Origin of the sequence: Nocardia sp. NPDC049737 (assembly GCF_040674755.1) — a bacterium.
In the GTDB taxonomy this organism is placed as follows: Bacteria; Actinomycetota; Actinomycetes; order Mycobacteriales; family Mycobacteriaceae; genus Nocardia.
The window spans coordinates 123,528-143,690 of sequence record NZ_JBFANH010000020.1 but is presented as its reverse complement, the minus strand read 5'-3'; the positions used below and the strand labels follow the sequence as shown (position 1 = coordinate 143,690).

The window sequence follows — 20,163 nt, the reverse complement described above, 5'->3', positions numbered from 1 at the left end:
ATGGACCGCGATGTCTGCTGATGATGTGACCAAGGACGCGTACGAATCCGACCTGCCCTCGGGCGAGTCGTCGCGCGCGGAATCGTTCCCGCAGTCGGTGATCATCGACCGCGACGCCGTCGCCGACGGCAAGCTGCATCTGTCCGCGCCGAAGTTGCGTTGGGTATTGCTCGCCGCGGCGACGGGCGCCGTAATCATCTCGTTGGTCGGTCTGTTCATCACCGGCTACGACAACGACAAGCGGCTCGAGGCACACAACCCTGGTTCGCCCGGCCAGACCGCCTTGGACAAGGAGTTCGGCACCGCGGCCCGGGGCGACTGCCTCAGCTGGACCAAACAGGACCGTGGCGATCTGGTGAAGGTCGCCTGCTCCAACAAGCACCTGTTCGAGGTCGCGGCCGATGTCGATATGGCCAAATATCCCGGCGTGGAATTCGGTCCGGGCTCCCGCTTTCCGGACTCGTTGCGACTGACCGAACTCAAGGAAGAGCACTGCACCCCCGCCGTCGAGCAGTATCTGAACGGCAAGTTCGATCCGCGCGGTCGCTATGTGGTCGGCCTGATGTACCCCAGTCCGGACGGGTGGAAGCACGGCGACCGAACGCTGCGCTGCGGACTCCAGTTCTCCGGTAGCACCGGTACCCCGCTGCCGACCAGCGGCGCGGCCACCGAACACGATCAGTCGAAGATCTTCGAGCCGGGCACCTGCCTCGGCATCAATCAGAATCTGCCCTCCGATCCGGTGGATTGCGCACAGGCGCACGCCGTCGAGATCGTGTCCACCGTCGACCTCGGCCAGCACTTTTCCGGCGGTCCGCCCACCAAGGACGACCAGGACAAGTTCATGGAGGACGAGTGCGGCCGGGCAACCAACGACTATCTCGGCTCACCTGATGCGGTGCGCAATAAGACGCTGACGGTGTTCTTCGACTACCTCGACGCACGCAGCTGGCTGGCGGGCAGCCACAAATTGGACTGCATGATCGGAAAGGGCACCGACCGTGAGGGTTTCGCGCCGGTCACCGGATCGGCGAAGGGCGACATCCTGATCAACGGCCAGGCTCCGGTGCCGCCGCCGAACTCTGGTCGCTCGACTCCTGCCCCACTACCCGGCGCCGCGCCGCTGCCACCACAGCCACAACCGCGCTGATGGCGGTGACCATGTCCGCGGACCGGTTCGAGGAGCTGGTCGGCGATGCGCTCGATCTCATTCCGCCCGAATTGGCCCGCGCCATCCACAATGTGGTCGTGCTGATCGAACCGCGCAATCCGGAGGATCCACATCTGCTCGGGCTGTATCACGGAATCGCGTTGACCGAGCGAGATAGTCACTACGGCGGCTCGCTACCCGACACCGTAACCGTCTATCGCGAGGCGATTCTCGATATCTGCGGCGATGAGCGCGAGGTCGTCGAGGAGGTCGCAATCACTGTGATCCATGAGATTGCACACTATTTCGGCATTGACGAAGACCGGTTGCATGAGCTGGGATGGGGCTAGTCTTATCCAAGTTGTGTTCGGGCTCGGCTCGACGAGCGCGAAACCAGCACGGATGACCGGAAGAAACTTGGGGATTCGATGGAACCGATCGCGTTGCTGTCGCGTCCTATCACTCGAAGGGGGAATTCTCGTGGTTCCGCCCCACAGCCACTAGAAGGAGTCGAGTCATGGTTGGACATGTACTGATCTCGCCCGAGGCCATTCTCGCCGCGGCGGCCGAACTCGATCTGGTCGCCGAGCGGCTTTCCGCAGCGTCCATGATCACCGCACCGGCGACGCACGTGATCCCGTCCGGCACCGAAGAGGTGTCGCTCGTGGCCGCCAGCCACTTCAACCAGGGCGCGGTGACCCACGATCATTCCGTCGCCCAGGGCATTCTCGAACTGCACCATGCTGCACAGACACTGCGCATGCAGCTGGCGCAGCATATCGCCGGCGATGTCGTGCGCGCCGCTGGAGTCAACGCCATACAGGTCTAGCCGGCACGGCTGTCCTCAACCACCATTCAGACATTCAGGGGAGTTATCAGCATGGTTGCAGGAGTCACCGGGGTCGTGTGGATCGCCCGGCCATCCGAAATCAATTCCGCCACCCTTCACGCGGGCGCACACGCGATCCCGATTTCAGCCGCCGCTACCGCGTGGGGCGCGCTCACCGCCGCCTGGGTCGATGCGACGACCACCGTTGCCCGCGTCATGGCCGAGCTCGGCGTCGGCATGCAGGGCATCAACGGTATCGCCGCGCTCGGCAAGCTGACCGGCTTCCTCGGCTGGTCCGAACAGCAGGGTGTGCAGGCAGCGGCGATGGGCGGCAAGGCAGCGGCGAACGTCATCGCTTACGGCGTTGCCGCGCTCGCTATGCCGAGCCCGCCCGAAATCGCGGCCGTCAATGCCGCGCTGGTCGCTTCGACGAACCCGGCCGGCGCCGTCAGCGGCGCCATGGAGGCCGCCGAGGTCGCCAGGCACGCCATGGATATCCGCGCGGCGTTGGTGATGGACACCTACGAGGCTGCGACCTCGGCGATGGTGGCCACACCCGCCGACTTCTTGATGCCGCCGCCGATCGCCGCGGGCGCGGGCCAGGCCAACCCGAGCGGGACCGCCGATGCCGCGTTCGAAGCCCCCACCGACCCGATCTCGGCGGCGGTGGCCGCCGTGCAGGCGTTCGTATCGAACCCGGGTGTGGCCAGTGCCGCCACGCAGGCCGCGCAGGCAGTCGGATCGGTAGTCAGCACCGGTGTGTCAACGGTCGGCAGTGTGGCGAGCAATGCGGTCGCCGCCGCGACTACGAGCACGCCGATGGCGACCATGGCACCGATGGCGATGGGTGGCACGATGGCCGCGGCGGGCACTGCGGCCGCGACCCGTGCGGTCTCGTTCTCCGGCACCTCGGTCGGTGCGGGCAGCGCCCAGCTCAAACTGCCGGAAGGCTGGGGTACGGGCAGCGTGATCGGCGGTAACACCGCGACAGCGGCACCTCAGACGGTCGCATCTATCGAAGCCGCACCGGCCCGGTCGATCAGCAACAGCGGCGCCGGCAACCCGCTGATGGGGAACCAGGCCCGTGACGGCGAGGACGAGTCCGAGCACGACAGCAAGGTCGACCTGCGGGCCGATCACTTCACCGATGGCCGCTTCGCCGCCGACGGGGTGATCGGCGCCAACGCCGGGACGGTTGGGTGACCGTCCTCGGTTCTATCGGTGGCCCGTCCGCACTCGAGGCGGTTGTGCTGTCACCCGACGAGATCCAGTTTCTCCGCGAGAAGCTGGATCTCGATGACCTTCCGGTTGTGCTGAACGCGTACGCCCGCTTCGATAGTGTGCCCGCGCATCAGGCGGCAATGGCCGCCGCGGCCGCGTCGCTCGAACAACGGGACCTGCTGATCGACGGCGGGATTCAGCCTGACTTGGAGGACCGACTTCGGGTGCTGAACCGGCCGCACTGGATCATCACCATGCGGCTGATCGTCGACGGGTACGTGAGTCGTTTCTGTCTGGCGAAGGGCGACGATCTTTCGGTCGTGGCCCTTCGCGGGCAGGACTCGTATGTGATCGATGAAGTGGGAATCGACCTGGCGGGCACCGTAATAGCGGCGCTCGGCACGGCCCCGCCACTCGAGCTCTACGGGATGAACGCACCGACCGAGGAACTTGCGACGATCTTCGAGGATGTCGGCGATGCCACCGCCACCGCGCAACGACTCGCGAAGGTCGGCAATCCCGCGCAGGACGCGCAAACCATCGCCTCGGCCGTCGTCGAAATCCATTCGCACGCGCAGATCACGGCCGTGCTCTACCGGGACGGCACCCGTGACATCGTCGAGAACCACATCGCCGTATTCAACACTCGCAACGGGCGATTCATCTCGACGGCGAGCGTGGCCGACGACGGCACCAAGTGGTCGTCGCTGGCCAGCGGCACTCCCGCCCGACTGCGCGCCGCCGTGGAGGATCTGATCCATTCGTTGCCGGAGCGCGAAGAGTTTCCGAGGAATCCAAGGTTTGCCTGAGGGCGCATCCGCCGGGAAGTAATGCCCGCTATGCCGCTTCCTGATCTCGAGCCGATTGCGCGCGCTGCGCCAGATCGGCGCCGATCCGGTATGCCTGGTCGAGCAACTGTTCGTGAACCCGCGGTTCGTCGGTCTCGGTGCCGTAGAGAAACTTGATGGATGACTCGGCTATCCCACAGTAGCCGGCAATGCCGTGCACCATCTGGGTCATCATCGCCTCCTTGTATCGGCGCCGGTCGTAAGTGCCTTCATCGAGACCGGCAACTGCGATGAAATGCAAAGCTCTTACCGCACTCTGACCGCTTTCCGAGCTGGTCTCGTAGGCCCAGCCTCTGGCGAATACGCGGTCTATCCATCCTTTGGCCAAGGCAGGCATCGACCACCAGTGCACCGGGAAGAGGAGAGCGATTGCATCGGCCGAGTCGAGCAATTCCTGCTCACGCCTGACATCGGCGGGAACCTCGCCCCGCAGCCGGTGCACCGCCAGATCCTGCTTGCCGAAGATGGGATCGAATCCCGACTTTGTCAGATCATGTGTTGTGGCAGTGGTGTTTCCATCCGCCTGGATGCCTTGTTCAATTTCTCTGGCAATAGCCCAGGTAGCGGAGTCGTGGTCCGGGTGCGCAACCACTAGTACGACGTTCGGCCGACCGTCTTCGTTCGTCATATGGCCAAGCTAAAGTATGACACTAACGTCAATGTCAAGGAGTTTGCCGGGTGCGGATCAGCGATCTGAGTCGTATCACCGGCGCGAGCCCTCGGATGCTCCGTCATTACGAGGCCGCCGGTGTCCTCTCGCCTCGGCGGGATCCCAACGGCTATCGGCATTACCGCCCCGAGGATGTCAAGATCGTGAAGGATATTCGCTGCTTGCTGGCATCGGGACTGTCGCTGACCGAGTCCTACACGATGTTGCACATTGCGTGCACCGCCCCGTCCAGTGCATCCGAGGACGATCGCGATGCCGTGCTGCAGCAAATCGATGAGCGCACACGCCAATTGGACACCGCCATCGAACGACTCGTCGCCGAGAAGGCCAATCTGCTCGAGCTCCGCTCGGATATCGAGGCGGGCGGATAACACGAAGGCGAGCGGGGAGCATTGTGCCCCAAGGGGATTCAGCCCATGGGATCGTCGGCGGTGGGGGAAACCTCGTAGGCGAAGGGTGGAGTGAAGCGGCCCCAGCGGATGCATTCCCAGCCGCCGACGGGGCGGGGGACGAGTTCGATGGTTTCGGTGTTGTCGAGATGGTTATTGGTGGTGAAGGGCGGTGCCACGCCGCTGAGGTTGCGGGAAACCAGGCGCATGGCGGCGCCGTGGCTGACCACCAGGATGTCGCCGTCGCCGCCATTGGCCAGGTATTTGGTGCGCAGGTCCTCGACGACCGGTAGGAAGCGGGCCAGGACGTCGTATCCGGATTCGCCGCCCGGTGGGCGTTCGGCGAGATCGCCTTCGTGCCAGGCTCGGTAGATCCGCTGGAAATACGAATGAGCTGCCTCGGTATTGAGGCCCTCCAGTTCGCCGACCTGCACTTCGTGGATGTCATCGAGCACCTCGACCGGTACGCCGGTCGCCGCCTCGATGTAGCCGGCGGTCTGTCTGGCGCGCAGCGCGGCCGAGCAGAACAGTGCCTTCGGCGGTCTCAGCAGACTCGAGCCGAATGTCTTCGCTTGGGCCGCACCGCGTTCGGTGAGCGGAAGGCCTGGGACACGGGTGTCCAAGATTTTGGCTACGTTGCCTTCGGTCTCGCCGTGGCGAACGAGTATCAGTCTGCCGGTCATAGGTCGGCCACCCCCTTACGCAATTGGGTCAGCCACTCGGCGGCCGGTTCATCCGAGGGCGGTGGGGTTCCAGTCGCCGAGGTCGCGGGCCAGGAACCGAGGAAACGGATCCGCGCCGTGCGGTGCAATGCCTTGAGTGCCTCGGCGACCGCGGTGTCGTCGATATGGCCGACGCAGTCGAGGTAGAAGCGGTAGGTGCCCATACCTGTTCGAGTCGGCCGGGATTCGATTCTGGTGAGATCGATACCGCGGGTGGCGAATTCGGCGAACGCGCGCATGAGTGAGCCCGGTTTGTTGAGCAGCTCGAGCACGATCGAGGTGCGATCCGCCCCGGTTGCGGGCGGCGCGACTCGGGGGCGGGTCACCAGCACGAAGCGGGTGATCGCCTGGTCGTGGTCGGCGACACCCGAAGCCAGTGCCGTCAAACCGAGGCGTTCACCGGCCAGCGCGGTGGAGACCGCGGCGTCGGCGCGACCCGCTGCGACATCCTCGGCGGCAGCCGCATTCGACGCCGAGGTGTACATCTCGACATCCGGCAGCGTGTGCGATACCCACAGCCGCACCTGCGCCCCGGCGACGGGATAGGCGGCCAGGGTGCGAACATCCGCGAACTCCGTCCCTGGCCTGGCCAGAATCGCGAAGCTCACCTCGAGTTCGGTTTCGGCGATAATCTGCAGCCGCGGTCCGATGGCCAGCGAATCAAGGGTCGCCGAAATGGAGCCCTCCACCGAACTCTCGATCGGCACGACGGCACCCTCGACATCACCGGATCGGATCAGGTCCAGCGCCGCACCTTGACTGGGCGCGGCAATCCGCTCGACCGGTCCGTCGAAAGCTTGCGAGGACTCGAGTTCGGCGAGGGCCATCTCGGTAAAGGTTCCGGACGGCCCGAAGTACGCGATTCGCGGCACGGTTACGAGATTACTTGCGTGCGCTGAGGATGCTCAGAGTTCCAGCTAGATCGTCGGGCGCATCGGTTTCGATCGCCAGCAACACGCTGCGCGCCGCCTCAACGGCGGGCGGCTTCAACGAGGTCAGGAAGGTGATATCGGGCTGGGCCAGCGCCGCTCGAATATCCTCACCGCACAGCGCCGCAACCGTTCCCGCGACGATAGCCAGCGCCCGCTTCCCATCGGAGGTCCGCGCAATGAACCCGCCATCCGAGTGCGCGATCTCGACCAGGAATTCGGCGACCTCCCCATCGGTCACATCCGCGTCGAGAATCCGAACATCCGCCGCCGCGGTCCCCACCGCCCGCACCAGCCCGTCATCCAAACTCCGCCGAGCCGCCGACGGCGCCACCAACGAAAGCAACACCGGCTCCCCCGCCACCCCGTGCGCCGCCTGCACTCCATCCGCCATGCCTCCACCGTAGCCACGCCCACCGACGCACCTGGGGCCACCTGCGCACATCCAGCTGCTCGCACCCGGCCGCCCCTCGACATGTATCGACCTTGCTCGCGCGGGTGGAGTCGCCGTGTGCGGCCCTTCGTCCAGCAGGCCGAAGGTTCTTCTCGTGGAGGGCGATCTCGGACGGCCGGGCGATAGTGAGTTCGGCGCTCACGGTCCAGCCCGGCTGACCGACGCCGACGGAAACGTCACTGCGAATACCGGGGCGTCCGGCTACGGGCTGCCCCATCGAATCGGAGTTGAACCGATGAGGCACCGCGACCGTCGACCATCCCATACGCCAGGCCGCCGCTGAACCTCCCGCGGCCGATCGCGAGTTTGCAGAACAGCTGAACCGGGTGCCGTCTTAGCGAAATGACGTCGTCAGCTGAACGCGGACGTGCGGTCTACGCGCTCTCTTCTGCCCGCTCGCGAAGGACTCCCGCATGGGCTGGGACGCACACCGTCGGTGCGGCGACAGGTCGAGATCGAGGGGGATTCGAGGCTGGAGCGCTTGCGGAAAGCGGGAGCCTGACTTAGCTTAGGGTAACCTAATTGCACCGCGTGACTCGGAGGTCTGCATGCTGAAGCCGACTGTTGCACCGTCTACCGCTGAGCGGGTTCGCAGTGCATGTGCCCATGCGGAGCAGGCGGTGTTGGCGATGCCGGGCATCGACCCGACGCCGATTTCGGTGCATCACGTGCGGCAGTGCGGAGATGCGGTGATCGCGGTGTCGACCGCGTCCATGGCGGCGGTATTGGCCGGGAATTCGGGGGAGAGCGGTGCACCGGCGGTGCTGGAGCTCACTGATCACGCGCCACTGCCGCTGCGGGAACCGGTGCGGGCGCTGGTGTGGCTGCGCGGGTCGGTGCGGGCGGTGCCGACGCAGGCGCTGCGGGCGCTGGCCTCCGAGGTCGCCAGAGATTATCCGCATCCCGACCTGCTCGATGTCGGCTACAGCTCGACCCTGTTACGCGTGATGATCAACTCCGCGGTGCTGGCCGATTCGACCGGCGCCGAATCCGTCTGCGTCGACGAACTCCGACTGGCCCAACCGGACCCCTTCTGCGCACTGGAATCGGCCTGGCTGCAGCATATGGACACCGACCACGCCGACATCATCGCCCAACTCGCCCGCCACCTCCCGCCCCGCCTGCAGACCGGCGCCGTGCACCCACTGGCCATCGACCGCTACGGCGTGACCCTGCGCATCGAAGGCCACGATGGCGACCACGACTTCCGCCTCCCGTTCAACTCCCCCGCCGACGACATCGAATCCCTCAGCCGCGCTGTACGCACCCTCGCAGGCTGTCCCTTCCTGAACGGCCTGCGCCGAATCTGATGCGGACCGCCGGCCTGCGCCAGGTACCGAAACCCGGTGCACCGCAACCCGCCCCGCAGGTACACCGCAGCGAAGATCACCCGCCTCGACCGTCAGCAGCGACGCACCTCACCGAGCAGACGCGTACCAACCCAACCGGCAGCACCGGACAGGGCCACCATCTCGGGCGGCCACGCTTCGCCGGTGAGGCGAGACCCTGCAAGCGACCCGGCACCCGGAGCAACCGATCTTGAACCAGCAACGATGCGGTCTGCAACCCGGATTCGCTGCGCCACCCCGAACCGCTGATCGAACACCACCACCGTCCCCGACGGCGGCCACAGCGGCCACGCCTCGCCAGTGAGGCGACACCCAGCAAGCGACCCGGCACCCGGAGCAACCGATCTTGAACCAGCAACAATGCCGTCCGCAACACGGATTCGCTGCGCCACCCCGAACCGCTGATCGAACACCACCACCGTCCCCGACGGCGGCCACAGCGGCCACGCCTCGCCAGTGAGGCGACACCCAGCAAGCGACCCGGCACCCGGAGCAACCGATCTTGAACCAGCAACAATGCCGTCCGCAACGCGAATTCGTTGCGCCATACCTGTTGGTCGCAGGCTGCGGCGGTGCGGCGACTCCGCGCCCGCCCGGCATGGTGGTGGTGTTCGATCAGCGGATCGGGGGTGACCGCGATCGCGATGACAAAACCACTGATCAACCCGACGCGTCCCGCACAGCACACGCCGGAACGGTGCGGGCAATAGATTCGGACGCATGCGTGCTGAGACCGGTGCCGGGGACGAGCCCGAGCTGACCGATCGGGAGCGGATTGGGATTCGGCTCGAAATCCTGGTCGTGCTGGTGGTGACGTTCGGGCTGAGTGGTTTGAATGCGGCGCTGTCGTTGCTCGAGAGTGCGCTGTCGCCGGGCGGGGTGGGCGGGCAGACGGTCGCGCTGAATCCGACGCGGGCGGCGCAATCGACCATCGACCTGCTGTTCCAGCTGCTCAGTGCCTTGCGGCTGGCCGGGTGGGGGGCGCTCGGGCTGTATCTGTTGTGGCGCAGCGGGAGCGGGCCGCGGATGGTCGGGTTGGCCAGGGTCCGCTGGCGTTCCGATGTGCTGCCGGGGCTGATCCTCGCGGCGATCATCGGGCTGCCCGGGCTCGGGCTGTATTTGACCGCACATGCGCTGGGATTCAGCGTGACGATCGTGCCGAGTTCACTCGGTGACCATTGGTGGCGCTTGCCCGCACTCATTGTTTCCGCCTGTGCGAATGCGGCGGCCGAGGAGCTCCTGGTGGTGGCCTATCTCATTACCCGATTGCGCAGGCTCGGCTGGTCGGAGAACCGGTCGCTGCTGGCCTCGGCACTGCTGCGTGGGAGCTATCACCTGTATCAGGGCTTGGGCGGCGGGCTCGGCAATCTGGCCATGGGGGTGATTTTCGGCCGGTTCTGGCAGCGCACCAACCGGCTGTGGCCGCTGGTGCTGGCCCACGCGACGATCGACGCGGTCGCCTATATCGGCTATACATTGCTACGCGGTCACGTTTCCTGGTTGCCGTAACATCCGCGGGTCCGCGCGGCGAATTTATCGACGAGCGCTCACCCCGAGCGCACCCACTTCCGGCCGCTCGTCAAGCCCCCCGACGGCCCTCGAACAGTAGAGTCTGTGTGATGAACGGCGACGACCCCCAGCGCTACGACCGGACGCGCCGGGTGCCGCAACCCTTCGGAAATCCCGGTGCGCCGTCCATGCCGCCGCAGCGGCGCGAACCACATCCGCCGGGTCGTCGCGGACCAGGTCCGGATCCGAGGCATATCGACCCCACCAAGGTCATCCGCCGCGACGGATCGGATTCCGCACAGCCACTGGCATATTCGCAGGTACCGCCCGAAACGCGAATGCCGCCACGCAGGCCGCCCCATGCGCCGACGCAGCAGCCGCAGCCGTACCGGGAGCCTCGTGGCGTCCCCGGCTATGCGCCGCCCCAGCAGCCGGTTCCTTACCAGGCCCCGCAGAACTTGCGTCCGCGCCGCGAGGTCCCCCCGCCGCCACCCTCCTTGCCGCCGTCGCGCCGGGAACGCGAACCCGGCCCACCGCGCCGCCGTCGCAAACTGCACCTGTTCCGCTGGTTTCTCGTGCTGTTGGTGGTGCTGGTCCTCGCGGTGGTCGGCGCGGTAATCAAACTCGACGGCTCGCTCAATCGGATCGATGCACTCGCAAATTACTCCGACCGCGTCGGCGATACCCCGGGCACGAACTGGCTGCTCGTCGGCTCCGACGGCCGGGCCGGGCTCACTCCCGATCAGGAACAGGAACTCGCCACCGGCGGTGAGGTCGGACCCGAGCGCACCGACACGATCATGCTCGTGCATATCCCGAAGTCGGGTTCGACCACGCTGGTCAGCCTGCCGCGCGACTCGTATGTGGGCATTCCGGGCCACGGCAAGGACAAACTCAACGCCGCCTTCGCCTTCGGCGGTGCGCCGCTGCTGGTGCAGACCGTCGAAACCGCCACCGGCGTGCACATCGATCACTACGTGCAGATCGGGTTCGGCGGCTTCGCGGGCATCGTCGATACCCTCGGCGGCATCGATGTCTGTGTGCCCAAGGCCATCGACGATCCGCTCGCGGGCATCAATTTGGCGGCTGGGTGCCAAACCCTGGACGGTCCGCAGGCCCTGGGCTTCGTTCGCAGCCGTGCGACCGCCCTCGCGGATATAGACCGGATGAACAACCAGCGCCTGTTCATGGCCGCCCTGCTGAAAAAGGCGACCAGCGCAGGCACGCTGGCCAATCCGTTCACGCTGTGGCCGCTCACCAGCGATACCGCGAAATCGTTGAAGGTCGATAAGGGCGATCACATCTGGAATCTGGGCCAGCTCGGCTGGGCGATGCGCGGCGATACCGTGGCGACCACCGTCCCGATCGGCGGCTTCACCGATACCGATAGCGGAAATGTATTGCTGTGGGATAAGCAACGTGCGGGTCAATTCTTCGATGACCTCGCCAAGGACCAACCGATCCCGGACGATCTGCTGACGAGGTAGCGTCGGGCGTATGCCAGATACCGATGCCGACGAGCCGTTCCCGGACCTGCTGCGCGACCAGATCCGTCGTGGCTTCACCGCCTCGCAGCAGTATCTGGCGGCCGCGGTCTACTTCGATTCGAAGCGACTTCCGCAATTGGCCGGGCACAGCTACGGCAAGTCCGCCGAGCACCGCTCGCATGCCCTGCGCATGGTGCAGTACCTGCTGGACCGCAATCTGGAAGTGCAGGTCGGCGGCTTGGACAACGTGCGATCCAGTTTCGAATCACCGCGCGGCGCCGTCGTTTTCCTGCTGGAATCCGAGCGCGCCCGCAATGCGCAGATCACCGAGTTGGCCAGCACCGCGCGGGCGGCGGGCGACTACCTCGGCGAGCAGTTCATCCAGTGGTTCCTCAAGGAACAGGTGGAGGACGTCGCCGGGATGACCACCCTGCTGACGGTCATCGACCGTGCCGCGGGCGATCTGTTCGACGTCGAGGACTTCATCTCGCGCGAGCTGCGCACCACACCGCGCGCCGATATTTCCGCCCCGAGAATGGCGGGTGCGGCCAAAAATTAATTAGGCAATACTAGCCTCAATAAGGCTGCACTTGGATGACACGCGGCTTGACCAGCGCTAATGTCGCAACCATGTCCAGCCATCCGGAGTCCCCACGCAGCAAATTCCACGGCCTGCTCCACGATCAGATCCGGCACGAATTCAATGCCGAGCATCAATACATCGCGATCGCGGTCTGGTTCGACAATGCAGATCTGCCGCAGCTGGCCAAGCGTTTCTATGCGCAGGCGGTCGAAGAGCGTAATCACGCGATGATGATCGTGCGGTACTTCTTGGACCGGGATATCAGCGTCGAACTTTCCGGTATCGACGCCGCGAAATCGCATTTCGAGAATGCTCGCGAACCGATCGCACTGGCCCTCGCGCAGGAAAAGAACGTCACCGACCAGATCATCCAGTTGGCGAGCACGGCTCGCGAAGAGGGCGATTACCTGGGCGAACAGTTCATGCAGTGGTTCCTGAAGGAGCAGGTGGAGGAGGTCGCCAATATGACGACCCTGCTCACCATCGCCGATCGCGCCGGGGCGAATCTGTTCGACCTCGAGGATTTCGTCGCTCGGGAAATGAGTGGTCCCAGCGACGCTTCCGGCGCTCCTTCTGCCGCGGGCGGCAGCGTTTAAATTCGCGATTCATCAGGGCCGGCTCGTCGCGACGAGCCGGCCCTGTCGCTATGAATCGAGCGGGGTCGCAACCCCGCGGTCCGCATTACGGTTTATGCGGCACTCAATGAGCTGAGCAGCGTCTTGAGCAGCGTCAGAATGACTTCCATGATGGTCCTACTTTCCTCATCTTTCGGTGAGACTTCGCTCACCACCACCAGCTTTCGGTGATGCAGAGAACCTAACCGAGCAACGATCAGAAAGGAGGGTGTTTCACAAAATTCTTCGTGGCTTTTTCGAAATCACCGCAGAGTGATCTGACGCGACCGCAGCCCGTCTCGGGAACGGCGCTCGTCCGCCGAGAGCGGAGCCTCATCGGCCAGCGCTGCCGCCAGGCGCTCCCCGAATTCGATCGCCGGTTTGGTCCACTCGCTGGCGTGCAGTTCCGGATCCAGGTCGAAGACCGGCACCAGCAGGCCGTGCGTGCGGAAGGAGCCCGCGAACCGGGAACCCTCGCCGAGATGCAGTCCGCCCGACGCGTGCAGCCGCGCCAGCGCCAGCATCAGCTCGTCCTCGTTCTCCGGGCGCACCCAGCGCAGATGTGCCTTATCACCGGCATCGACCCACCAGCCCGCACCGATCGAATCGCCGAGATCCAGTCGCGCGGACGGCATTATCGCCTGCTTGGCCTGTTCGATGGTCGCGGCGACCTGCGGATCAGGTTGCACACCCTCGGGGACCCACCAGTCGAAGTCCTGGTGCACGGTCAGTTCCAACTGCGCGTCCGCATCGATCACATCGGCCAAACGCGGTCCGCCCTCGACACTTTCGGCCGCGGTCAGCGATTCGCCGGGTTCGGCGGACTGTGTCCACAGAATCGTCGCCGCGATATCGGCGGCCGGATCCGGACCCTGGAATTGCACCTGCGTGGCGACGTATCCGGTCGGCGGCTCGCCCGCCCGCACCATTCCGGCGACCGCGCCCGGCAATACCGTGGCCAGCACGACGGAACGCTCCGCCGCGATATCGGACGACAGCGGCAGCGTCGCGGTCGCCGACGGCACGAATTCGCGCAGCGCGACCAGATCGCACTCCGCTGCCAGCCCCTCGAACGGACGCGCACCGGACTGCGCCGCCTGCAGTTCCAGAGCCGCCCGCCGCTCGGCGAGACGCTGGGCCCGGTTCCCTCCGGGCTTCGGACTATTGCGCTTGCTTTTACCCACGGCAGGTCAAACTACAGTGGCTGTGTTCGATTTGCCGCGCCTGCCGGCGCGGCGTGTTCGCGGCCCCCTGGCGTCTCGCGAACGGCCACTCGTAAGACTCGCTCCGTCGTGGTCGCCCGAGCGGTTCGTTCGTCCTCGGCTATGCGCTCGCCCAGCGGTGGAAACCGATTCGACTCAGGCAGCCGCGAGCAGGGCCTTCGTGCGGGCCGGGTGGTTGGTGGCTACCCAGCTGACGCCCAGGTCGGCGCACAGGCGCACATCGTCGGGATCGTCCACCGTCCAGCAGTAGGTGGCGCGGCCCGCGGCGGCGGCCTTGTCGACGAGGTCCGGATGGTCGCGCAGAGTTTTCACCGAGGGACCGACGGCGGTGGCGCCGACCGTGGTCGCGGCACTGCCGCCCAGGTAGCGCGATGATTCGCCGAGCAGGACCGTTGGCAGCAGCGGTGCCGAACGCCGGATCCGCCAAACCGCGGTGGCCGCGAACGACATGACGACCGCGCGGGAGTGATCAGCGGAGGCGGGGGTGGCGATGCCGTAGCGCTGGAGTTCGGCGAGCAGCTTGTTCTCCACCAGCGCGCCGTAGCGCACCGGATGTTTGGTCTCGATGAACAGCTTGGTCGGCCTACTGCGCCAATCGAGTACCAGCTCGATCAGCTCGCTGAGGGTCAGTACCGATGCGGGTGCGCCATCGGACCCGAAATCGAGTCCCCCGAGTTCGTCCAGGGTCATTTCGCTGACCAGTCCGGTGCCCGAGGAAGTCCGGTCGACGGTGCGGTCGTGCACGCAGACCAGATGGCCGTCCCTGGTCAGCCGGACATCACACTCCACGCCATCGGCGCCCTCCTGCAGCGCCAGCTCATACGCGGCGAGCGTGTGTTCCGGGCGCGCCGCCGACGCTCCCCGGTGCGCGACGACGAACGGTGCGCGACTGCCCTGGCTCACTTGGCCAAAACCTCCTCATGCTCACGGTGCGGTGTACTTGTTTCGAGCGCGACCGGCTCGGGCTGCTTCGACGCGCCGCCACCGGGCTGCACCGGTTCGATGACGGGCACCGCCGGATCGACGGCGATCACCCACCGGCGCGCGATCCTGGTGCGGCCGAACAGATCACGACCGCTCATCGACCGCTGCACCCAGAGGGTCAGCACCGCGACCCCGGCCGCGACCAGATCGGTGAACCCTGTGAACAGCACACTGTCCGCCTTGGCCTGCAGGGTATCCGCGGTCCGCCACAGCAGGGCCGCCACCGTGCAGCCCGCGCCGAGCACCCAGCCCACCCACCAGATGCGCACGGCCCGCAGTGTCCGCGGAGCCGGACGCACAGCGACCGTCTCGGTGAGAAAAACACCGGGCCACAATAGATTCACCCCCGGTATCAGACAGCCGAGCGCGAGCGTCCGGGCCAACCGTGGGTCGCGGCGGCCGACCGCGGCGAAGGCGGCCCGACGCGTTTCGATCAACCAGCCGAGCATCGCGATCGCGGTGATCAACCCGAGTGTGAGCCCGAGCAATGCGGAAAGCCACACCATGGCATCGGAGATGTGTAGCAGCCATGACGGGATCAACCGGGTGCGGTTGCGCAGGAGGATCAGATAGCGCCCGAGTTCGGCGCAGGCGGCGACCGCGAAAACCGCCGCGGTCGCGATGAGTAGCACACCGGCCCGATTGGTCAGCCGGTCCAGCGGACGTTGTGGCGCAGGCGCGGACTCGACCGCCGGATCCAGCAGGCCCCAGCGTGGAATCTGCTGGTAGCGCGGTGTTTCCACCGGTGGTCGCGGCCGACCCGAGCTCAGCTTGCGGCCGCGCTGATCGGGGCGGCGCGCCACCCATCGGTAATTGCGCCGCTCGGCGGGGGCATCGATGGGCGCCGGTGACAACAGCACGCCACGGCAGCGCGGGCACCAGTGCATCGGCGTTGTCTGCACCGCCCAGCGCGCGCCACAGCGCGCACAAGGTTGTACCGCCGTACTCACGGTGTCTCCTTTGCGGCACGCCCGGGCCCTCCGTGGTTACGCAGGCTGCCACCTCCGGGCCTGACGTTCATGCCGCGTGTCTCCTTTGCGGCACGCCCGGGCCCTCCGTGGTTACGCAGGCTGCCACCTCCGGGCCTGACGTTCATGCCGCGTGCCTCGCTCTCTTGCCTCAGTAGATCTTCGCCTGGTGATCGCCGTCGGCAACCAATGGTCGACCCACCCGCTGCCATGCCACCATGCCACCGCTGACATTGACCGCGTCGTATCCGATGTGCGCCAGGTACTTGACCACCTCGATGGATCGGCCGCCCTGTCGGCAGATCACATACAGCTGGGCGTCGTAATCGAGCTCGTCGACCCGGGCGGGCACGTCGGCCATCGGAATGTGGATCGCGCCCGGCGCGTGGCCGAGCTGCCATTCGTCGTCCTCGCGCACGTCGAGCAGAATCGCCGCCGGGGCGTCCGCGGCGACACGGTCGGTCTTATCGAATTCGTCCGGTACGGCTTCCACCGGCACCGACGACACTTCAGGGCTCGTCACGCTTCGATCCTGCCATGGGTGGCGCACCACGGGGCAGTTCCGGCCCCGCTAGGCCGGTGCCCCACGGGTACTTCACGGCCTCGACATCGGCACGTTACCTCGGGTATGTTCTGTGCTTCTGGTTCCCGTCCGATGCCCCGCTCCGGGGCCGCTTGTGCATACCTCGGTCAAAGTTATCCACATAATCCACAACTTGATCCACAGGCCACAGCTATCGAACAGCACACCGATCACAGGCGTTGACTACCAACCAGCTGTCGATCTACAAGGGATAATGCACTGAATCCGGCATCAGGCGGGCGATCCCGGAAGATTGCTGGATCGGGTCGCGGTACGAACGACCGATCCGGGACTCCCCTCCTTGCCATCCCGGAGCGGTCATTCGCCGCTGCTTCGGGATCTGAGGCTGTGCAGGTCCCGATATCTACTTGGACGCCGCCCATCACCGATCGGTTCCAAGAAAAATCGAGAACACCAGCGAATAACTGAAATACCGGGTTCCCGCAGGTGCTGTCGGTAGCCTGGGCGCATGGACGTGAGCAGGGGGCTACTCGACAAAATGGAAACAACATCACTCAACACCGCACTGTCCGAGGCCACATGCCTAGGCGTGCAGGTCGATACCGCGAACGCGCAACTGAGCCTCGACCTGGAGGTATTGACGCTTCCGGCCGAAGGACCCGCGCCCGAGGACTACCGCGTGAAGTTGACCTTCACCGGTGTCAGTCGAGTCGCGGCCTCGCTGCGCGTTCAGGAGTGGGACGATGTGGCGGCCAGGGTGCTGCCGCTACAGCTGGACAATCTGGACGCGGCAATCAGCAGCTTCGGCGGCGGACGACTGCACGGCTGGGAATTCATCGATGTGGACGACAGCAGCTGGGTGCACTGGGGTGAACTACTCAGCTTCGATACCCAGATCGCCTCGCACGCCGCAGCGCACGTACTCGAGTTCTCCCAGGAGGAAGGCATCGACCCGCGCGAACTAGACGTGCGGGTGTGGTTCGACGGCATCACGATTCACGATGCCAAGGGCACCGAAATCCCGCTGAAGGAATTCATCGCGGGCGGGGTGCGCTGGTGGAAGGCGCATGACGAGGGCGACCCGCGGACTATGCGCGCCGGAATCGTGCCGCAGCTGTAAGCATCCGCCAACCGCACACCCGGTCACCGGGTGTGCGGTTGTGTGGTTCAGGCGCCCAGTCCGACCGGACAGCTGACGCCGGTGGCGTGCACCGGGCAATAGCCGCCGGGATTCTTGGCCAGATACTGCTGGTGGTAGCTCTCGGCGTAGAAGAACTCGGGCAGCGCCCGCAGCGGATCCGTGCCGCCCTGTCCCGGCAATTCGGTGATCCCCGTGGTGATCTCGCCGTAGCCCGCCGCGGCCAGCCGTTCGCCGAAGGCCTGCGCGGTGCTGTGTGCGAGCCGCGCCTGCGCCGGGTCGACGGTGAAGATCGCCGAGCGGTACTGGGTGCCGCGATCGTTGCCCTGGCGCATGCCCTGGGTCGGATCGTGGTTCTCCCAGAAATGGCGCAGCACACCGGCGTAGTCGATGACTTTCGGATCGAAGACGATCAGCACGGCTTCGGTATGGCCGGTGCGCCCGCTACAGACCTCTTCATAGGTCGGGTTCCGGGTGTATCCCCCGACGTACCCGACCGCAGTGGTGAAGACACCGTCGAGTTGCCAGAACTCCTGCTCGGCACCCCAGAAACAACCCATGGCCAGCACCGCGACCTGCAGACCTTCCGGAAACGGCGGCTGGATCGGCCGACCGTTCACATAATGGGTACCCGAGACCAGTATCGGGTCGGGACGACCGGGCAGCGCTCGCTCCGGCGTCACCATCTCTGGCTCGGGAAGATGGACCCGTCCGACTAGTTCGTCGTACCAGGACATGGTGCTCATCCGCCTCTCCGCGTATTCAGGCCATACGAGTCGAGTGCCACGTGGCCTGGTCTCAGGTCCTGCGTGCGGTGCCTGGTTGACTTTTGGGCGTACCCGGCGAGTTACCCATGTATTTATGAAATCAGTCGTTCCGTCGAGCGTCCAGCGCGCGGACCGGGAAAGTTACGCGACGGAATGTGGGGGCAAGGAGCGCGGTTGCAAACCAGCGGGTGTACGAATGATGGTTGAGTGTGCTCGAGACGAGGGCACACACGGCCCAGACACTAGGAAGGGACATCGTGGCTGAGTACACGTTGCCAGATCTGGATTACGACTACAGCGCCCTGGAGCCCCATATCTCCGGGCAGATCAACGAGATTCATCATTCCAAGCACCACGCTGCCTATGTCGCCGGCGTCAACACCGCCCTGGAGAAGCTCGAAGCCGCACGCGAGGCGGGCGACCACGGCGCGATCTTCTTGAACGAGAAGAACCTGGCCTTCCACCTGGGCGGCCACGTCAACCACTCGATCTGGTGGAAGAACCTCTCCCCCAACGGTGGCGACAAGCCGGTCGGCGAGCTGGCCGCCGCGATCGACGACCAGTTCGGTTCGTTCGACAAGTTCCGCGCCCAGTTCACCGCCGCGGCCAACGGCCTGCAGGGCTCCGGCTGGGCGGTGCTCGGCTATGACACCCTCGGCCAGAAGCTGCTGACCTTCCAGCTCTACGACCAGCAGGCCAATGTGCCGCTCGGCATCATCCCGCTGCTGCAGGTCGACATGTGGGAGCACGCCTTCTACCTGCAGTACAAGAACGTCAAGGCGGACTACGTGACCGCGTTCTGGAACGTCGTCAACTGGGAGGACGTGCAGGAGCGCTTCGCGCGCGCTGTCGGCCAGGCCAAGGGCCTCATCTTCGGCTGAGCTGAGTCCAATTGCGGCGCCTCCGGCGCTGCGTGTTCGCGGCCCCCTTGTGGCTGCGTCCGAGCCGTCGAGACTCGCGACTGCGTCGCATGTGCTTCGACGACTCGGACGCAAGCCGGGCCGCGAACGTCGCATGCTCGATCTCGTTTCGCTCGAAACACCAATGCCCTCGCCTGCGACATGCTTCGTTTTGTCCGCTTAGCACTCTTTGGTACTTGTGTGCCAACTGAGTTTTGGCGCATCCTCGAGAATCCACAGTTCGAGGACGGGCAAAGCCGCCCCCGGTTAGCTCACGGGAGGCATCATGCAAACGAACGGACCCATCGGCATCACGCCGTTCCAGGCCCGCGGATCGCTGCGAGGGTTCGTCATCTCCGGACGCTGGCCCGACACCACCAAGGAATGGGCACAGGTACTTGTGCTCGCCGTGCGGGTCGCCTCGTATCCGGGACTGCTGACCACCTCGACCGTCTTCGGTGTGCGCGAAGAGCTACCGGATGATCCGGCACCGGGCACCGTCGGACTGGTCCTCGCCGAGGGGCCGGTGCTCGGTGATCAGGCGCTCGAGCCCGGCCGGTTCGCCGATCATGTGCCAGCGGCGCTGTTGATGCTGCATCCGCCCTCGGAGACCCGGCCGTCGCTGCCGGAATGCGTCGGAGTGGCGTCGGGTTGCGTGCTCCTGCCGGGCGTCCCGCATCTGGGATTGGAGCATCGGGCAGCCTGGGCCGAGGCCGAATCCGACGGCACCGTCACCTCTTTGGTGAGCCGGGTTGGCCTGGACCCGATCAGCGATCCCGACACCGCCGTACTGGCGATGCTGCTGGCCGCCTGAGCACTCGCAACCGCCGCGTATTCGGTGGCTGCCTCGCACAGGTCGCAGTGCTGCGCCGCTTCCGCCGAAATA

The 20,163-nt window shown here is 65.7% G+C and carries 23 protein-coding genes; 14 read left to right on the top strand and 9 right to left on the bottom strand.

The annotated features are described in order from the left end of the window. The first annotated feature begins 10 nt into the window (after nt 1-10). The 5 genes from AB0J47_RS25970 to AB0J47_RS25950 all read left to right on the top strand — a co-directional run bounded on the left by AB0J47_RS25970 (nt 11) and on the right by AB0J47_RS25950 (nt 4,009). The gene (locus AB0J47_RS25970; RefSeq protein WP_364351034.1) at nt 11-1,150 is read left to right on the top strand and encodes a septum formation family protein; all 1,140 of its coding nucleotides are present in this window, start codon (nt 11-13) and stop codon (nt 1,148-1,150) included. Continuing rightward, nucleotides 1,150-1,500: a metallopeptidase family protein gene (locus AB0J47_RS25965; protein ID WP_364351031.1), complete on the top strand. Its 351-nt coding sequence runs from the start codon at nt 1,150-1,152 to the stop codon at nt 1,498-1,500. Before AB0J47_RS25970 ends, AB0J47_RS25965 begins: the two co-directional genes overlap by 1 nt. A 167-nt stretch (nt 1,501-1,667) precedes the next feature. Then, a complete protein-coding gene (locus tag AB0J47_RS25960) occupies nt 1,668-1,979 on the top strand; it encodes a PE family protein (RefSeq protein ID WP_364351028.1) in 312 nt (103 codons plus the stop codon). A 51-nt stretch (nt 1,980-2,030) separates the two neighbouring features. Further along, nucleotides 2,031-3,182, top strand: a complete 1,152-nt coding sequence (locus AB0J47_RS25955; RefSeq protein ID WP_364351025.1) for a PPE family protein — start codon at nt 2,031-2,033, stop codon at nt 3,180-3,182. Next, nucleotides 3,179-4,009 carry an ESX secretion-associated protein EspG gene (locus AB0J47_RS25950; protein ID WP_364351022.1) on the top strand — a complete coding sequence of 277 codons (831 nt, stop codon included), beginning with the start codon at nt 3,179-3,181 and terminating at the stop codon, nt 4,007-4,009. The genes AB0J47_RS25955 and AB0J47_RS25950 overlap by 4 nt, the downstream gene beginning before the upstream one ends. 28 nt (nt 4,010-4,037) lie before the next feature. Here the strand turns inward: AB0J47_RS25950 and AB0J47_RS25945 are convergent, their stop codons facing one another. Beyond that, the gene (locus AB0J47_RS25945; RefSeq protein WP_364351018.1) at nt 4,038-4,676 is read right to left on the bottom strand and encodes an NAD(P)H-dependent oxidoreductase; all 639 of its coding nucleotides are present in this window, start codon (nt 4,674-4,676) and stop codon (nt 4,038-4,040) included. 50 nt (nt 4,677-4,726) lie between these two features. On the opposite strand from AB0J47_RS25945, the gene AB0J47_RS25940 reads away from it, so the two are divergent. Continuing rightward, nucleotides 4,727-5,089: a MerR family transcriptional regulator gene (locus AB0J47_RS25940; RefSeq protein WP_364351014.1), complete on the top strand. Its 363-nt coding sequence runs from the start codon at nt 4,727-4,729 to the stop codon at nt 5,087-5,089. Nucleotides 5,090-5,127: 38 nt separating this feature from the next. Here the strand turns inward: AB0J47_RS25940 and AB0J47_RS25935 are convergent, their stop codons facing one another. From AB0J47_RS25935 to AB0J47_RS25925, 3 genes are read right to left on the bottom strand one after another with little or no spacing between them, the layout of a single operon-like run. Further along, the gene (locus tag AB0J47_RS25935) at nt 5,128-5,790 is read right to left on the bottom strand and encodes a histidine phosphatase family protein (RefSeq protein WP_364351011.1); all 663 of its coding nucleotides are present in this window, start codon (nt 5,788-5,790) and stop codon (nt 5,128-5,130) included. Then, nucleotides 5,787-6,701, bottom strand: a complete 915-nt coding sequence (pheA, locus tag AB0J47_RS25930; protein ID WP_364351008.1) for a prephenate dehydratase — start codon at nt 6,699-6,701, stop codon at nt 5,787-5,789. Before pheA ends, AB0J47_RS25935 begins: the two co-directional genes overlap by 4 nt. 10 nt (nt 6,702-6,711) lie before the next feature. Further along, complete coding sequence (locus tag AB0J47_RS25925; RefSeq protein ID WP_364351005.1) at nt 6,712-7,152, bottom strand: hypothetical protein; 441 nt, start codon at nt 7,150-7,152, stop codon at nt 6,712-6,714. 608 nt (nt 7,153-7,760) lie between these two features. Here AB0J47_RS25925 and AB0J47_RS25920 point away from each other — a divergent pair. The 5 genes from AB0J47_RS25920 (at nt 7,761) to AB0J47_RS25900 (ending at nt 12,736) form a co-directional block, all read left to right on the top strand. Further along, entirely contained in the window at nt 7,761-8,522 is a 762-nt protein-coding gene (locus tag AB0J47_RS25920; RefSeq protein ID WP_364351002.1) for a DUF2470 domain-containing protein, read from the top strand. A gap of 759 nt (nt 8,523-9,281) precedes the next feature. Further along, nucleotides 9,282-10,070 (top strand): CPBP family intramembrane glutamic endopeptidase, encoded by a 789-nt coding sequence (locus AB0J47_RS25915; protein ID WP_364350999.1) that lies wholly within the window; start codon nt 9,282-9,284, stop codon nt 10,068-10,070. Nucleotides 10,071-10,180: 110 nt separating this feature from the next. Continuing rightward, on the top strand, nt 10,181-11,557 hold the full coding sequence (locus AB0J47_RS25910; protein WP_364350996.1) for an LCP family protein: 1,377 nt from the start codon (nt 10,181-10,183) through the stop codon (nt 11,555-11,557). Nucleotides 11,558-11,567: 10 nt separating this feature from the next. Then, nucleotides 11,568-12,116, top strand: coding sequence for a ferritin (locus AB0J47_RS25905; RefSeq protein ID WP_364350993.1), 549 nt, complete (start codon nt 11,568-11,570; stop codon nt 12,114-12,116). A gap of 71 nt (nt 12,117-12,187) precedes the next feature. Then, nucleotides 12,188-12,736: a ferritin gene (locus AB0J47_RS25900; protein WP_364350990.1), complete on the top strand. Its 549-nt coding sequence runs from the start codon at nt 12,188-12,190 to the stop codon at nt 12,734-12,736. A gap of 281 nt (nt 12,737-13,017) precedes the next feature. Here AB0J47_RS25900 and AB0J47_RS25895 read toward each other — a convergent pair whose 3' ends face one another. The 4 genes from AB0J47_RS25895 to AB0J47_RS25880 all read right to left on the bottom strand — a co-directional run bounded on the left by AB0J47_RS25895 (nt 13,018) and on the right by AB0J47_RS25880 (nt 16,452). Beyond that, nucleotides 13,018-13,938: a DUF5926 family protein gene (locus tag AB0J47_RS25895; protein WP_364350987.1), complete on the bottom strand. Its 921-nt coding sequence runs from the start codon at nt 13,936-13,938 to the stop codon at nt 13,018-13,020. A gap of 174 nt (nt 13,939-14,112) precedes the next feature. Further along, nucleotides 14,113-14,880, bottom strand: coding sequence for a glycerophosphodiester phosphodiesterase (locus tag AB0J47_RS25890; protein ID WP_364350984.1), 768 nt, complete (start codon nt 14,878-14,880; stop codon nt 14,113-14,115). Continuing rightward, nucleotides 14,877-15,911: a DUF4328 domain-containing protein gene (locus tag AB0J47_RS25885; RefSeq protein WP_364350981.1), complete on the bottom strand. Its 1,035-nt coding sequence runs from the start codon at nt 15,909-15,911 to the stop codon at nt 14,877-14,879. Before AB0J47_RS25885 ends, AB0J47_RS25890 begins: the two co-directional genes overlap by 4 nt. 169 nt (nt 15,912-16,080) lie before the next feature. Beyond that, nucleotides 16,081-16,452: a rhodanese-like domain-containing protein gene (locus tag AB0J47_RS25880; protein ID WP_364350978.1), complete on the bottom strand. Its 372-nt coding sequence runs from the start codon at nt 16,450-16,452 to the stop codon at nt 16,081-16,083. Nucleotides 16,453-16,981: 529 nt separating this feature from the next. Here AB0J47_RS25880 and AB0J47_RS25875 point away from each other — a divergent pair. Then, entirely contained in the window at nt 16,982-17,593 is a 612-nt protein-coding gene (locus AB0J47_RS25875) for a hypothetical protein (protein ID WP_364350975.1), read from the top strand. A 47-nt stretch (nt 17,594-17,640) separates the two neighbouring features. Here the strand turns inward: AB0J47_RS25875 and msrA are convergent, their stop codons facing one another. Continuing rightward, nucleotides 17,641-18,348, bottom strand: a complete 708-nt coding sequence (msrA, locus tag AB0J47_RS25870) for a peptide-methionine (S)-S-oxide reductase MsrA (protein ID WP_364351148.1) — start codon at nt 18,346-18,348, stop codon at nt 17,641-17,643. Nucleotides 18,349-18,635: 287 nt separating this feature from the next. Between msrA and AB0J47_RS25865 the strand changes: the two genes are divergently transcribed. Continuing rightward, nucleotides 18,636-19,259 carry a superoxide dismutase gene (locus AB0J47_RS25865; RefSeq protein WP_040685719.1) on the top strand — a complete coding sequence of 208 codons (624 nt, stop codon included), beginning with the start codon at nt 18,636-18,638 and terminating at the stop codon, nt 19,257-19,259. Nucleotides 19,260-19,563: 304 nt separating this feature from the next. Then, nucleotides 19,564-20,091 carry a peptidase gene (locus tag AB0J47_RS25860; RefSeq protein ID WP_364350971.1) on the top strand — a complete coding sequence of 176 codons (528 nt, stop codon included), beginning with the start codon at nt 19,564-19,566 and terminating at the stop codon, nt 20,089-20,091. The last annotated feature ends 72 nt before the right edge of the window (nt 20,092-20,163 follow it).

Excerpts from the sequence above, each read along its gene's own strand:
- AB0J47_RS25970 (WP_364351034.1), top strand. The coding sequence starts at position 11 with ATGTCTGCTGATGATGTGACCAAGGACGCGTACGAATCCGACCTGCCC.
- AB0J47_RS25965 (WP_364351031.1), top strand. The coding sequence starts at position 1,150 with ATGGCGGTGACCATGTCCGCGGACCGGTTCGAGGAGCTGGTCGGCGAT.
- AB0J47_RS25960 (WP_364351028.1), top strand. The coding sequence starts at position 1,668 with ATGGTTGGACATGTACTGATCTCGCCCGAGGCCATTCTCGCCGCGGCG.
- AB0J47_RS25955 (WP_364351025.1), top strand. The coding sequence starts at position 2,031 with ATGGTTGCAGGAGTCACCGGGGTCGTGTGGATCGCCCGGCCATCCGAA.
- AB0J47_RS25945 (WP_364351018.1), bottom strand. The coding sequence starts at position 4,676 with ATGACGAACGAAGACGGTCGGCCGAACGTCGTACTAGTGGTTGCGCAC.
- AB0J47_RS25935 (WP_364351011.1), bottom strand. The coding sequence starts at position 5,790 with ATGACCGGCAGACTGATACTCGTTCGCCACGGCGAGACCGAAGGCAAC.
- AB0J47_RS25925 (WP_364351005.1), bottom strand. The coding sequence starts at position 7,152 with ATGGCGGATGGAGTGCAGGCGGCGCACGGGGTGGCGGGGGAGCCGGTG.
- AB0J47_RS25920 (WP_364351002.1), top strand. The coding sequence starts at position 7,761 with ATGCTGAAGCCGACTGTTGCACCGTCTACCGCTGAGCGGGTTCGCAGT.
- AB0J47_RS25915 (WP_364350999.1), top strand. The coding sequence starts at position 9,282 with ATGCGTGCTGAGACCGGTGCCGGGGACGAGCCCGAGCTGACCGATCGG.
- AB0J47_RS25910 (WP_364350996.1), top strand. The coding sequence starts at position 10,181 with ATGAACGGCGACGACCCCCAGCGCTACGACCGGACGCGCCGGGTGCCG.
- AB0J47_RS25905 (WP_364350993.1), top strand. The coding sequence starts at position 11,568 with ATGCCAGATACCGATGCCGACGAGCCGTTCCCGGACCTGCTGCGCGAC.
- AB0J47_RS25900 (WP_364350990.1), top strand. The coding sequence starts at position 12,188 with ATGTCCAGCCATCCGGAGTCCCCACGCAGCAAATTCCACGGCCTGCTC.
- AB0J47_RS25875 (WP_364350975.1), top strand. The coding sequence starts at position 16,982 with ATGGACGTGAGCAGGGGGCTACTCGACAAAATGGAAACAACATCACTC.
- msrA (WP_364351148.1), bottom strand. The coding sequence starts at position 18,348 with ATGTCCTGGTACGACGAACTAGTCGGACGGGTCCATCTTCCCGAGCCA.
- AB0J47_RS25860 (WP_364350971.1), top strand. The coding sequence starts at position 19,564 with ATGCAAACGAACGGACCCATCGGCATCACGCCGTTCCAGGCCCGCGGA.